The sequence below is a fragment of the Flavobacterium sp. UBA4197 genome (assembly GCF_002379575.1).
Lineage (GTDB): Bacteria > Bacteroidota > Bacteroidia > Flavobacteriales > Flavobacteriaceae > Flavobacterium > Flavobacterium inviolabile.
Window position 1 is genome coordinate 99,881 of the sequence record NZ_DFUB01000004.1, and the last position, 12,701, is coordinate 112,581.

Genomic DNA, 12,701 nt, shown 5'->3' on the forward strand with positions numbered 1-12,701 from the left:
AGATGAATACAGGCAAAACGGCAGACCGAAGGGTAGATGAAACAGAAATAGAAAAACTATATGCTTTTACCGGTCAGCATTATGTGGCATATTATGACGTACAAACGGAGCTGGTAGACCATTTGGCAAATGCAATTGAAGCACAGTGGGCTATTGATCCGGAAATCTCTTTTGATGAAGCCTTAAAAATCGAATTCCGGAAATTTGGGGTTTTCGGCTTTACAACAATTCTGGAGGAAAGACAGGCAGCATTAACCGGAAAGTACAACCGCAGGATTTTAGCAGAATTCAGACGCTTTTTCAGATTGCCCAAAATTATCCTCGTCATAGCAACCGTTTATGTGGTATTCCAGTTACTGAACCGCAGCCATTATCCTGATTACAGTATTTTGGGACTGTTTGTCATAACCTTTTTTATAGAAGGAATAGCCGCGTTTTTATGGCTGAAGAAAAATAAAAAACAGCAGAAAATAACCGGTAAAAAATGGCTGCTGGAAAGTATCATGAAGAATATTTATTTCTCATTTCCGCTGCTCTTTCTGAGCAATGGTTTTAATATTATATACCAGATAATGAATAAGATCGAAATGGGATTCCGGACCATTTTACTATTCTCGATACTGCTGGTATTGCTATACCTTTTCCTATATATTCGTATGAAAATACTGCCTAAAATATTTCAGGAAGAAATGAATGAAATTGTTAAAAAGCATCAGATTATAAAATAATATGTAACAAAAGATATAAAGCCGCATCTAACCTTAAATAAAACAGTATAAATTTCATGTTAAAACATTTTATCACTTTAGAGTGGAAATCATTCCTGCGATCCGCCTCATTCACATCGAATCTGGTGCTCAAGATTTTCATGATTTTAGCAGGGTTATATTTTATCGCATTGTTTTTAATATTAGGGGCTGCCCTGTATTATATCCTTGAGGAAAGCCAGATGAAACCGTTTCCGGTAGTCAATACCTTTATTATTTACTATTTGTTTGGAGATTTAATAATGCGGTTTTTCCTGCAAAAAACGCCGGTAATGAATATTAAACCATTGCTTTTTATCAATATCAGGAAAAACAGCATTGTCAATTATACGTTAGGAAAAACAGCGATTTCATTTTTTAATGTATTGCACCTGTTCTTTCTGGTTCCTTTTTCGGTAGTATTGTTTATCGAAGGTTTTGATCCTTTGGGAGTTAGCTGCTGGTTTTTGGGAATGATCCTGTTGATCCTGGCAAACAACTACTTAAACATACTCATTAATAAAAAGGACCTGCTGCTTTATATCATAATTGGCCTTATCGTTGTAATTGCAGGATCACAATATTATAACCTGTTTGATATCACTCAGTATACCCGAAGCTTTTTTATGGGATTGTACGAGATGAAATGGCTGGTAATCGTTCCGGTAATCCTTTGTGGTATTTTGTATGAAATTACGTTTAGATATTTTAAAAAGAATCTGTATTTAGATGCCGGATTAGAGCTGAAACACGAAATTGCCAGAACAGAAAACCTGACCTGGTTAAACCAATTCGGAACTTTGGGAACCTTTCTTAAAAACGATATCAAACTTCTGAAAAGAAACAAGCGTTCCAAAATGACCATCATCATGAGTGTGGTATTCCTGTTTTACGGGCTGCTGTTTTTCTCAAATGGGATTGAAAGCTATAGTGCACCACACTGGAAAATTTTCGCGGGAATTTTTGTTACCGGTGGTTTCTTGCTAAACTTCGGACAGTTTGTGCCAAGCTGGGACAGTGCTTATTATCCTTTAATGATGAGCCAGAATATCAAATACAGGGATTATCTGAATTCGAAGTGGTGGCTAATGGTGATTGCCACGGTAATTTCAACAGTACTGGCTTCTTTCTACCTGTATTTTGGCTGGGAAGTTTATGCTGCTATTCTTGTGGGAGCCATCTACAATTTAGGGGTAAATGCCCATGTTGTACTTTGGGCCGGTGCTTATGTTAAAACACCGATTGACCTGTCAACAAGTAAAAACGCATTTGGCGACAAACAGGCTTTTAATGTCAAAAGCTTACTGCTGGCACTGCCAAAAATTGCATTGCCGTTATTGTTATATGCCATCGGGCATTATACCTTGGGATCCACTTTTGGATTTATACTGGTTGCTTCGGCCGGTGTTATCGGTTTTGCTTTTAGAAACAAAGTGTTTGCAATTATTGAACGCGTTTATAAAACGGAGAAGTACAAAACCCTTGCAGCCTACAAACAGAAAAATTAAGCTATTAATTAAATAAAGTATAGATAATGATACACGTAACGAATCTATCAAAAACATATAACGGTACTACCGTATTGAACATTGAAAACCTTGAAATTAAAAAAGGAGAGAGCTTTGGATTAGTTGGAAATAACGGTGCCGGGAAAACAACATTCTTCAGCCTGTTGCTGGATTTGATCCAACCGTCAACAGGACACATCATAAACAACTCGGTTCAGGTGAACAACAGTGAAGCCTGGAAACCATTTACGGCAGCTTTTCTCGATGAAAGCTTCCTGATCGGGTACTTAACACCGGAAGAATATTTCTATTTTATCGGGGAATTACGCGGACAAAATAAAGCCGATGTGGATGCGCTTTTGGCAAAGCACGAAGATTTCTTTAACGGAGAAATTCTGAATAATAAAAAATACCTGCGGGATTTGTCTAAAGGAAACCAGAAAAAAGTGGGTATTATTGCCACATTAATCGGAAGCCCGGAAGTTATTATTCTGGACGAACCGTTTGCGAATCTGGATCCGACAACGCAGATCCGTCTGAAAAAAATAATCAAGGAACTGGCCGCTAATCCAAATGTAACGGTTTTAGTATCAAGCCACGACCTGTTGCACACGATCGAGGTGAGCGACCGTATCGTTGCTCTTGAAAAAGGGAGGGTGGTAAAAGACATACACACCACGGCAGAAACCCTTCAGGAGCTTGAAGAATTCTTTGCAGTATAACACTTTATCCCCCGGTTATTCGGGGGATTTCTTTTTCTTTTAACCCTTTTTTAAGGTCAAATTTTCCACATATCAAAAAGAAACGTATTTTTACCTCTCTTTATACTAAAAAAAGAAATTGGAAGTTAAAGAACTAAAAACGTTTTTATATTGAAAACCAAGATATTCAGATACGCTTTTGGCGTTGGACTTTTTCTTTTTCTGTGGGCCTGTTCCACAAAGAAAAACTCACTTGTAAGAAGAAATTATCATGCCGTTACTGCCGAATATAATATTTTATATAACGGCGGGGTCGCTTTCGATAAAGGAGTAGAAGAATTAAAAGGAACCTATAAAGATAATTTTTGGGAAGTGCTGCCCGTTGAACGTATGCAGGATATTGAAGCCGGAGTATTACCCGGACAGGCAAAGAATGCAAATTTTGACAGAGCAGAAACGAAGGCTATCAAAGCCATTCAGAAACACTCCATGTATATAGACGGAGGCGAGAAAAACCCTCAGATGGATGAAGCCCACTTACTGCTTGGAAAAGCCCGGTATTATGACAATCGGTTCATTCCGGCTTTGGAAGCATTCAACTATATCCTGTATAAATATTCCAATAGTGATAAAATATATGAAGCGAAAGTCTGGAGAGAAAAAACCAATATTCGTCTGGAAAATGAAGCGTTAGCGATCAAAAACCTGAAAAAACTACTGGAAGACAACAAACTGAAAGGACAGGTTCAGGCAGATGCCAATGCGATATTGGCACAGGCATATATGAATCTGGGTTCCATTGACAGTGCTGTGGTTAACCTGAAAACAGCCCGGAATTTAACAAAACACAACGAAGAAAAAGCAAGATACCATTTTATCTTAGGACAGTTGTATGGCGATTTGAATTATCCTGACAGCGCGTTTGCCTCTTTTCAGTCGGTTATTGACATGCGAAGAAAATCGCCGCGCCGTTATGTTATTCAGGCACACGCCAAACAGGCCGCGCAATTTGATTACAAAGCCGGAGACACGCTGGCATTCCTTGAAAAGTTTGGAAAACTGGCAGAAGATCGTGAAAACCGGCCGTATCTGGATGTGATCAATCACCAGGTTGCGTTGTTTTATGACAAACAGGATAAAAAAGTACAGGCAAAAAAATTCTACAATAAATCCCTGCGTTCGATATCGCAGGACAACTACCTGATCGCTTCCAATTACCGCAATTTGGCAGAAATCTATTTTGACGATGCAAAATACCTTGTAGCCGGACAATACTATGACAGTACAATGTCAAAACTAAACCCGAAAACAAGAGAGTTTATTGCCATTAAGAAAAAAAGAGAAAACCTTAATGACGTTATCAAATATGAAGGAATTGCCAGGGTAAATGACAGTATCTTATATGTAACCGGATTAAATGCTAACGACCAGCGAAACTATTATGAGGCTTATATTGAAAAGCTGAAAATAGAAGATGCCAAAAGAGCGCTGGAAGCAGAGAAAGCAAAAAACATTGCCGAAAACGGCGGTGCTATCGACGGACAGTCGGCAAGTATGGCTAATTCGGATGTTTCCTCGAAAAGTGAGGCAATGCAAATGATGTCCAAACAGCTGCCGCCATCTGATGAAGACACACAAAAAAAGAACGGTATTGTTAAAAGTGCTGCAAATCTCGGATCGGGGACCAATACCTTTTATTTCTATAACCCGTCAACCGTTGCTTACGGAAGAAGTGAATTTAAGAAAAAATGGGGGAACAGAGCTTTAAAAGACAACTGGCGTTGGTCTACCCAGGAAAGTATTGATAAAGAAGACAATAAAGACAATCAGGATGTCGCCGTTGTAGATGAAAATCCGAAAACAAAAATGGAGGATGAACGTTATACTCCGGATTTCTATATCAAACAATTGCCTACAGAGCAAAAAGTACTGGACAGCCTGGCGAAAGAACGCAACTTTGCCTATTTCCAGCTGGGAACGATTTACAAAGAGAAATTTAAAGAATACAAACTGGCGGCTGCCAAATTGGAGAAACTGCTGGTCAATAAACCGGAAGAACGTTTGGTCCTGCCGGCAAAATACAACTTGTTCAAAATATACGAGATCATCGATCCGGCAAAAGCCGAAATCATGAAACAGCAAATCCTGGCCGAATATCCGGATAGCCGTTATGCCCAGATATTATTGAACAATGCGTCTGATGCTGCTATTGCAGGTAGTCCGACAGAAGTGTACAACAACCTGTTCAAACAATATGAAAAAGGACAGCTGCAGGAAGTATTGAGTCAGCTGGATCCGGTTATCGAGAACTTTAACGGCGACGAAATGGTTCCGAAATTTGAACTTTTAAAAGCAAACACGTTAGGACGACTAAAAGGACTGGAAGAATATAAAAAAGCCCTGAACTTTGTTGCGCTGAACTATCCGAATGCCGAAGAAGGAAAACAGGCGGAAGTGCTGGTTAAAACCGATATCCCAAAACTGGAACAACTGGAACTGGGTAAAGGAACTCCGATGAGCTGGAAACTGGTCTTTGAAATTCCGTATCCGAATGATGCCAAAACAAAAGTGCTGACAGACAAGCTGCAAAAATACATCACAGACCGAAGCAGTGATAAAATCACCTTATCGAACGATGTGTACACAGCCGATAAAAGCTTTGTTATTGTTCACGGGTTCTCCAGTAAAGAAGCCGCACAGTCAACAATAAGTGTGCTGAAAGACTTTAAAGGTTATAAAGTAACAGAAACACCATTTGTTGTTTCCAATGAAGATTATAAAGTAATCCAGATCAAAAAAAATCTGGAAGCCTATAAGGCCACGCTGAAATAAGTAAAATCACAATGCTCCCACATTAGCAGGAGCATTGCGGCTATTATAAAACTATTCCCTAACTTTGTTCTGTAAAGAAATAAGTCATGTTTGATAAACCACAAAAATCCTATACCGATTTACTCGGGAAAACCAATAGAATTGTTGAAGGAACTACAATAAAAGGGGATATTATTTCTCAGGCCGATTTTAGACTTGACGGACATCTGATTGGAAATTTTACGTCAAAAGGTCGGTTGGTTATTGGCCCTGCCGGTAGTGTTACAGGAGATATTTCCTGTAAAACAGCCGATATTGAAGGGAAATTCAACGGAAAAATCGAAGTGACCGATATTCTGAATATTAAATCCAAGGCCTCCATTAAAGGGGAAGCTATAGTGGGGAAACTTGCTGTAGAACCCGGTGCCGATTTCAGTGCGTCCTGTGTGATGCGCAATGTGGTAAAAACAATCGCTAAAGATGAATCAGGATCAGGAGAAAAAATCGCGTAATAAGTGGCTGGCACTAATTAATATCCCGTTCCAGATGGGGATAATAATTTTTGCGTTTGCATATTTAGGCGGCTGGCTTGATGACAAATACCCGAATCCCAATGATTTATATGTAAAAATCCTGACGTTGTTAGGTGTTTTTGTGGCGCTTTATAATGTGATAAGGCAGGTAAATCAATTAAATAAATAAATTAAAATTCATGAGCAGGAAAAAATATGATGTAATACTTCGTTTGTTTCAGATTATGCCCGCAGTGGCGCTTTTACACATTCTGATATTTCAATTCGGTATTCCTTCTCAAACGTATCAGGCATTTCATTATCCGGTGTATACCGTGTACCTGTTCTTCTTTATCCTCTCTTTGGTATTACTTTTCATTTTAATAAAAATAAACGAAACAAAACCCGAACAGTTAGGTTTTGTTTTTCTGGTCCTAATCAGTATTAAGTTTGCGTTAAGTTATATTTTTCTGTTACCGGTGCTTCAGGACAATACCGAGAGTGCTTATATGGAGAAAATTAATTTTTTTATGATTTTTATTGCTTTTTTAGCGGTAGAAGTGGTTTTAGCTTCACGATTATTAAATAAGAAATAATAAACGAAGTAAAAATTCATAAATACACTAAAAAAGAGGGGCAATAATCTTGGAATATTAATTAAAAATGTACCTTTGCACCAAATTTAAGGACCGTAAAAATTAAGATATTTAATAAGGTATGGTGATTTCAAAAAAACCTGTCAGATTTATTCTAGCAACTTTTGTAGGGCTGCTTTCTTCTGTTGCTATAGCTAACCCTGTAGTAGACACTACTCAAGTAAAAACTGAAGTGGCGCATGAGGCTCATGTAACTGCTGATGCAGCACACAATGAAGCTTCTCATGGAGACGAGCACGAAGCTCAGGATCCAAAAGACAAAGTAACAGCTTACATTGAACACCACTTGCAGGATTCGCATGATTTTGTTTTCTTTTCAGATGAAAAAGAAGGTAAACATTATGGTTTCTCTTTGCCGGTTATCTTAATTGATAACGGCTTGAAGGTATTCTCTTCTTCAAAATTACACCACGGGGAAACTGTGGCGGAAGTTGATGGTAACTATTATAAATTATACCATGGTAAAATCTATAAAACAGATGCTGCCGGTACAATTACTTATGATGAGCACCACCATCCGGCTAACGTAAAACCGTTAGATTTTTCAATCACTAAAAATGTTGTGTCAATGTTGGTAGTATCGGCGTTATTATTGCTGATGTTCACCGGTTTGGCAAAATCATACAAAAAAGGACCAATCCCTACAGGTTTCGGAAGAGTTTTAGAGCCGCTGATTCTTTTTATCAGAGACGAAATTGCTATTCCTAACATCGGAGAGAAAAAGTACAGAAAATACATGGGTTACCTGTTAACGGTATTCTTCTTTATCTGGTTGTTAAACCTTTTAGGAATGACACCTCTTGGAATTAACGTTACCGGAAATATTGCTGTAACTGTTTGTTTGGCTTTGTTTACCTACTTTATTACACAATTCAGTGCGAATAAAGATTACTGGGGACACATTTTCTGGATGCCGGGTGTTCCGGTTCCAATGAAAATTATCTTAATGCCAATTGAGATTTTAGGAACATTAACAAAACCATTTGCATTATTAATTCGTTTATTTGCAAATATTACTGCAGGTCACGTTGTAATCATGAGTTTGATTGCTATGATCTTCGTAGGAAAGAATATCTATGCCGATATGCCAATCTCTTTAGGTTTGACACTATTTATTTCGGTTATTGAAATTTTAGTAGCATTCTTACAAGCATTTATCTTTACAATGTTATCATCATTGTTTATCGGTATGGCGGTTCAGGATCATCACCATGATGATCATGGACACGAAGAAGAAAATGTAATTATTTAATTTAGAAGTTTAATTTTTTTAATATATACTTATGGGAAGTCTTAATTTAATCGGAGCTGGTTTAGTAGTAATCGGAGCAGGTTTAGGTTTAGGTAAAATCGGTGGATCTGCTATGGACGCTATTGCTCGTCAGCCAGAAGCTGCTGGAAAAATTCAAACAGCGATGATTATTATCGCTGCTTTATTAGAAGGTTTAGCATTCGCTGCTTTAATCTTAGGAAAATAATAAAGGAAAAAAGTTTAACAATACCTGTAACGGTTGGTTGCAGGTGTTGTTTTATTAGTAAGAAAAAAATTAAATCATAATATATTCATTATAATGGAGAAATTAATTAACGATTTTTCATTCGGTTTATTCTTTTGGCAAGCACTTATCTTATTAGTGTTAATCCTGCTTTTAGTTAAATTTGCCTGGAAGCCAATTATGGATTCTATCACGGCTCGTGAGGAAGGTATTAAAAATGCAATCGCTTCAGCTGAAAATGCGAAGAAAGAAATGCAAAACCTTAAAGCTGATAACGAAAAATTATTAGCAGAAGCAAGAGCAGAAAGAGATACAATGATTAAAGAAGCTCGTGAAATTAAAGAAAAAATGATTGCTGATGCGAAAGCAGAAGCTCAGGTTCAAGGTGATAAAATGATTGAGCAGGCAAAAGCGACAATCAACAGTGAGAAAAATGCAGCGATGGTTGAATTGAAAAACCATGTGTCTACACTTTCATTGGAAATTGCTGAGAAATTATTAAAAGAAGAACTAGCTAACAAGGATACTCAAACCAAATTGGTTGAGAAAATGTTAGATGACGTAAAATTAAATTAATCGTTTATGGCAAGAGCTGCGATTAGATATGCAAAAGCAATTTTAGATATTGCTAATGCAAACGGTCATGCCGCAACAGTAAATGAGGATATGAAAACCATCATTACTGCTGTAAATGAAAGTAAGGAGCTGGAAGATTTTTTAGGGAACCCGGTTGTAAAGGGTGATGTAAAAAATGCAGCACTATCTGAAATATTTGCTTCTGTTCAGTCAGAAACGAAAGGGTTATTCCAATTGCTTTTAGAAAACAAAAGATTTGAAATTCTTGCAGAAATTGCAACGCAATACAACGCTTTGTTTGACGAAATGAACGGAATTGAAAAAGTAAAAGTTACAACAGCTTTTCCTATCACCCCGGAATTAGAAGCTAAAGTTTTAGCGAAGATCAAAGAATTTTCAAACAAATCCGTTACAATTGAAAACATTGTAGACCCGGAAATTATCGGAGGATTTGTTTTAAGAATAGGAGATAAGCAATACAATGCTTCCATAGCAACAAGATTGCGCGAATTAAAAAGAGAATTAAGTAATTAATATTTACCACACTGAAAGGTGTTTAAATTATAAATCAAGATGGCAGAAATTAAGCCTGCTGAAATTTCAGCAATATTAAAGAAACAATTATCTGGTTTTGAATCAGGAGCTACTTTGGAAGAAGTGGGAACAGTTCTTCAAGTGGGTGACGGTATCGCTCGTGTTTATGGTTTATCTAACGCACAATACGGTGAGTTAGTGCAATTTGAAAACGGGTTAGAGGCAATTGTATTAAACCTTGAAGAAGATAATGTAGGTGTGGTATTATTAGGTCCGTCTACTGGAATCAGAGAAGGGTCAACAGTTAAGAGAACACAACGTATCGCTTCATTGAAAGTTGGTGAAGAAATGGTAGGACGTGTGGTTAACACGCTAGGTTTCCCTATCGATGGAAAAGGACCTATCGGTGGAGATCTTTACGAAATGCCATTAGAAAGAAAAGCTCCTGGAGTTATCTTCCGTCAACCGGTAACAGAACCGTTACAAACAGGTATTAAATCGGTAGATGCCATGATCCCTGTTGGACGTGGACAACGTGAGCTTGTAATCGGTGACCGTCAAACTGGTAAAACAACAGTTTGTATCGATACAATCTTAAACCAAAAAGAATTTTACGATGCAGGTAAACCTGTATTCTGTATATATGTTGCAGTAGGACAAAAAGCTTCTACAGTTGCCGGAATCGCTAAAACATTAGAAGAAAAAGGAGCAATGGCTTATACGGTTATTGTTGCTGCTAATGCTTCCGATCCTGCTCCAATGCAGGTTTATGCTCCTTTCGCAGGTGCAGCAGTAGGGGAGTACTTCCGTGATACAGGTCGTCCGGCTTTAATTGTTTATGATGATTTATCTAAACAAGCGGTGGCTTACCGTGAGGTGTCTTTATTATTACGTCGTCCACCAGGACGTGAGGCGTATCCTGGAGACGTTTTCTACCTTCACTCAAGATTATTAGAGCGTGCTGCAAAAGTTATTGCTGATGATAGCATCGCTAAAAACATGAATGACTTACCGGAATCTTTACGTCCAATCGTTAAAGGTGGTGGTTCATTAACAGCTTTACCAATTATCGAAACACAAGCGGGTGACGTTTCTGCGTATATCCCTACAAACGTAATTTCGATTACAGATGGTCAGATCTTCCTGGAGTCTGATTTATTCAACTCTGGTGTACGTCCGGCGATTAACGTTGGTATCTCTGTATCACGTGTTGGAGGTAACGCTCAGATCAAATCAATGAAAAAAGTATCGGGTACATTAAAATTAGACCAGGCACAATTCCGTGAATTAGAAGCTTTCGCGAAATTCGGATCTGATTTGGATGCGGTTACTTTAAACGTAATTGAAAAAGGTAGACGTAACGTTGAAATCTTGAAACAAGCAGTAAACGATCCGTATACTGTAGAAGATCAGGTTGCAATTATCTATGCCGGAACGAAAAACTTATTAAGAAACGTTCCTGTTAATAAAGTAAAAGAATTTGAAAAAGATTATTTAGAATTCTTAAAAGCGAAACATAAAGATACTCTTGATGCTTTAAAAGCGGGTAAATTCACAGATGAAATTACAGACGTTTTAGAAAAAGTAGCTAAAGAAGTTTCTGCAAAATATTAATAATTTGATAGTTTGAAAATTTGAAGATGGCTGACATCTTCAAATTTTTCAGATTATTTCATTTTCAAATCGACAAATGGCAAATTTAAAGGAAATACGTAATAGGATTACTTCTGTTTCATCAACGATGCAAATTACATCTGCGATGAAAATGGTGTCTGCAGCTAAGCTGAAAAAAGCACAAGATGCAATTACAGCAATGCGCCCTTATGCCGAAAAATTAACAGAGCTAATACAAAATTTAAGTGCGTCACTAGAAGGAGATGCTGCTGGAAAATTTGCGGATCAACGTGATGTAAATAAAGTATTGATTGTTGCAATTACTTCGAACAGAGGACTTTGTGGAGCTTTCAATGCGAACGTTCTTAAGCAGGTTAGAACACTTACGGAAGCCTATGCAGGAAAACAGATTGATGTGATTACTGTTGGTAAAAAAGGAAATGACGTACTTAGAAAAACCAATAATGTTATCGACAACCAAAGTGCTATCTATGATAACCTGGCATTTGAAGGAGTTGCTGCTATTGCAGAAACATTAATGGAAAAATTCGTTGCCGGTGAGTATGACAAAATTGAATTGGTATACAACCAGTTTAAAAATGCTGCTACGCAAATCGTGATGACCGAACAATTTTTACCGTTAGCTTCAATCGAAGGAACTCAGGTGGCAACATCAGATTATATCTTTGAACCTTCTAAAGAAGAAATTGTGTTGACTTTAATTCCAAAGTCGTTAAAAACACAATTATACAAAGCGATCAGAGATTCATTCGCGGCAGAACATGGTGCTCGTATGACAGCAATGCATAAAGCAACGGATAATGCTACCGAATTAAGAAACCAGTTGAAACTTACTTATAACAAAGCACGTCAGGCTGCCATTACAAACGAGATCCTTGAAATCGTTGGTGGTGCTGAAGCTTTAAAAAGCTAAGTAAACTTTTAAAAGTATTTAATAATTGTTTATCGGTTATTAAACAGCAATAAAATTCAAAAAAGCGACAAGAGTAATCTTGTCGCTTTTTTGTTTTTATAAAATTCCGGGAAAGGAAGCGTGCCGCCCCCTTTTGTATTGTGTATAAAAAGGAGCAGAAAAAAAATCATTTAAAAACTTCAAGAAAAGGAATTTTACAGATTTATGGCAATAATAACCTGCCATATTATAATGGTAACAAAAAATGCTATTGAATTTAGCTCACTCCGGATTGGAAATTTGCCGGATAAATTGGGAAAGGAACTAACGATTGCATTTTTTGGATATTTTTTATAAAGGAAACAGGCCAATTATTCCTTATATATATAGGAGAAGAAAATCAGCGAAGCAGTTTTTTGATATTTAATGGAACCTGGTATTTAAAAAAACAGCTTATTTGAAAAGATTGAAGACCGGATTTTAGCAGCGAAATAGCGATCAGGTATCGGTTCTGGTAAAAAAAGACAATATTTTTCAGGAATAATTTTGCGCTTTATAAATAGGAAATAGTTGGAAGAGCCAGTAAAATCAGTATTTGAGAGCAAAAATGAGAAAATCCCCTAAAAATAATTTG

13 protein-coding genes are annotated in these 12,701 nt (G+C 37.3%); all 13 read left to right on the forward strand.

Features of this window, described 5'->3' with window-relative positions:
• Window positions 1-2: 2 nt before the first annotated feature.
• The 13 genes from B3394_RS01570 (at window position 3) to atpG (ending at window position 12,088) form a co-directional block, all read left to right on the forward strand.
• On the forward strand, window positions 3-728 hold the full coding sequence (locus B3394_RS01570) for a hypothetical protein (protein WP_286912240.1): 726 nt from the start codon (window positions 3-5) through the stop codon (window positions 726-728).
• 56 nt (window positions 729-784) lie between these two features.
• Window positions 785-2,254 (forward strand): DUF5687 family protein, encoded by a 1,470-nt coding sequence (locus B3394_RS01575; RefSeq protein WP_273246545.1) that lies wholly within the window; start codon window positions 785-787, stop codon window positions 2,252-2,254.
• A gap of 26 nt (window positions 2,255-2,280) precedes the next feature.
• Window positions 2,281-2,976, forward strand: a complete 696-nt coding sequence (locus tag B3394_RS01580; RefSeq protein WP_177730840.1) for an ABC transporter ATP-binding protein — start codon at window positions 2,281-2,283, stop codon at window positions 2,974-2,976.
• A 150-nt stretch (window positions 2,977-3,126) separates the two neighbouring features.
• Window positions 3,127-5,787, forward strand: coding sequence for a tetratricopeptide repeat protein (locus B3394_RS01585; protein ID WP_286912242.1), 2,661 nt, complete (start codon window positions 3,127-3,129; stop codon window positions 5,785-5,787).
• A gap of 86 nt (window positions 5,788-5,873) precedes the next feature.
• Window positions 5,874-6,278: a bactofilin family protein gene (locus B3394_RS01590; RefSeq protein WP_177730836.1), complete on the forward strand. Its 405-nt coding sequence runs from the start codon at window positions 5,874-5,876 to the stop codon at window positions 6,276-6,278.
• The gene (locus tag B3394_RS01595; RefSeq protein WP_273246543.1) at window positions 6,247-6,468 is read left to right on the forward strand and encodes an AtpZ/AtpI family protein; all 222 of its coding nucleotides are present in this window, start codon (window positions 6,247-6,249) and stop codon (window positions 6,466-6,468) included. Before B3394_RS01590 ends, B3394_RS01595 begins: the two co-directional genes overlap by 32 nt.
• A 10-nt stretch (window positions 6,469-6,478) precedes the next feature.
• Window positions 6,479-6,874: a hypothetical protein gene (locus B3394_RS01600; RefSeq protein ID WP_286912243.1), complete on the forward strand. Its 396-nt coding sequence runs from the start codon at window positions 6,479-6,481 to the stop codon at window positions 6,872-6,874.
• A gap of 121 nt (window positions 6,875-6,995) precedes the next feature.
• Window positions 6,996-8,186 carry a F0F1 ATP synthase subunit A gene (gene atpB / locus B3394_RS01605; RefSeq protein ID WP_177730830.1) on the forward strand — a complete coding sequence of 397 codons (1,191 nt, stop codon included), beginning with the start codon at window positions 6,996-6,998 and terminating at the stop codon, window positions 8,184-8,186.
• 31 nt (window positions 8,187-8,217) lie between these two features.
• Complete coding sequence (gene atpE / locus B3394_RS01610) at window positions 8,218-8,412, forward strand: ATP synthase F0 subunit C (RefSeq protein ID WP_136404294.1); 195 nt, start codon at window positions 8,218-8,220, stop codon at window positions 8,410-8,412.
• Window positions 8,413-8,505: 93 nt separating this feature from the next.
• Window positions 8,506-9,006: a F0F1 ATP synthase subunit B gene (locus tag B3394_RS01615; RefSeq protein ID WP_177730828.1), complete on the forward strand. Its 501-nt coding sequence runs from the start codon at window positions 8,506-8,508 to the stop codon at window positions 9,004-9,006.
• 6 nt (window positions 9,007-9,012) lie between these two features.
• Window positions 9,013-9,540, forward strand: coding sequence for an ATP synthase F1 subunit delta (gene atpH, locus B3394_RS01620; protein WP_177730827.1), 528 nt, complete (start codon window positions 9,013-9,015; stop codon window positions 9,538-9,540).
• A gap of 39 nt (window positions 9,541-9,579) precedes the next feature.
• Entirely contained in the window at window positions 9,580-11,154 is a 1,575-nt protein-coding gene (gene atpA, locus B3394_RS01625) for a F0F1 ATP synthase subunit alpha (RefSeq protein WP_177730825.1), read from the forward strand.
• 76 nt (window positions 11,155-11,230) lie between these two features.
• Window positions 11,231-12,088 carry an ATP synthase F1 subunit gamma gene (atpG, locus tag B3394_RS01630; protein ID WP_177730823.1) on the forward strand — a complete coding sequence of 286 codons (858 nt, stop codon included), beginning with the start codon at window positions 11,231-11,233 and terminating at the stop codon, window positions 12,086-12,088.
• Window positions 12,089-12,701 lie beyond the last annotated feature (613 nt).

Coding starts and splice junctions, on each gene's coding strand:
- B3394_RS01615 (WP_177730828.1), top strand. CDS start 8,506: ATGGAGAAATTAATTAACGATTTTTCATTCGGTTTATTCTTTTGGCAA.
- atpE (WP_136404294.1), top strand. CDS start 8,218: ATGGGAAGTCTTAATTTAATCGGAGCTGGTTTAGTAGTAATCGGAGCA.
- atpH (WP_177730827.1), top strand. CDS start 9,013: ATGGCAAGAGCTGCGATTAGATATGCAAAAGCAATTTTAGATATTGCT.
- B3394_RS01575 (WP_273246545.1), top strand. CDS start 785: ATGTTAAAACATTTTATCACTTTAGAGTGGAAATCATTCCTGCGATCC.
- B3394_RS01580 (WP_177730840.1), top strand. CDS start 2,281: ATGATACACGTAACGAATCTATCAAAAACATATAACGGTACTACCGTA.
- atpB (WP_177730830.1), top strand. CDS start 6,996: ATGGTGATTTCAAAAAAACCTGTCAGATTTATTCTAGCAACTTTTGTA.
- atpA (WP_177730825.1), top strand. CDS start 9,580: ATGGCAGAAATTAAGCCTGCTGAAATTTCAGCAATATTAAAGAAACAA.
- B3394_RS01570 (WP_286912240.1), top strand. CDS start 3: ATGAATACAGGCAAAACGGCAGACCGAAGGGTAGATGAAACAGAAATA.
- B3394_RS01600 (WP_286912243.1), top strand. CDS start 6,479: ATGAGCAGGAAAAAATATGATGTAATACTTCGTTTGTTTCAGATTATG.
- B3394_RS01590 (WP_177730836.1), top strand. CDS start 5,874: ATGTTTGATAAACCACAAAAATCCTATACCGATTTACTCGGGAAAACC.
- atpG (WP_177730823.1), top strand. CDS start 11,231: ATGGCAAATTTAAAGGAAATACGTAATAGGATTACTTCTGTTTCATCA.
- B3394_RS01595 (WP_273246543.1), top strand. CDS start 6,247: ATGAATCAGGATCAGGAGAAAAAATCGCGTAATAAGTGGCTGGCACTA.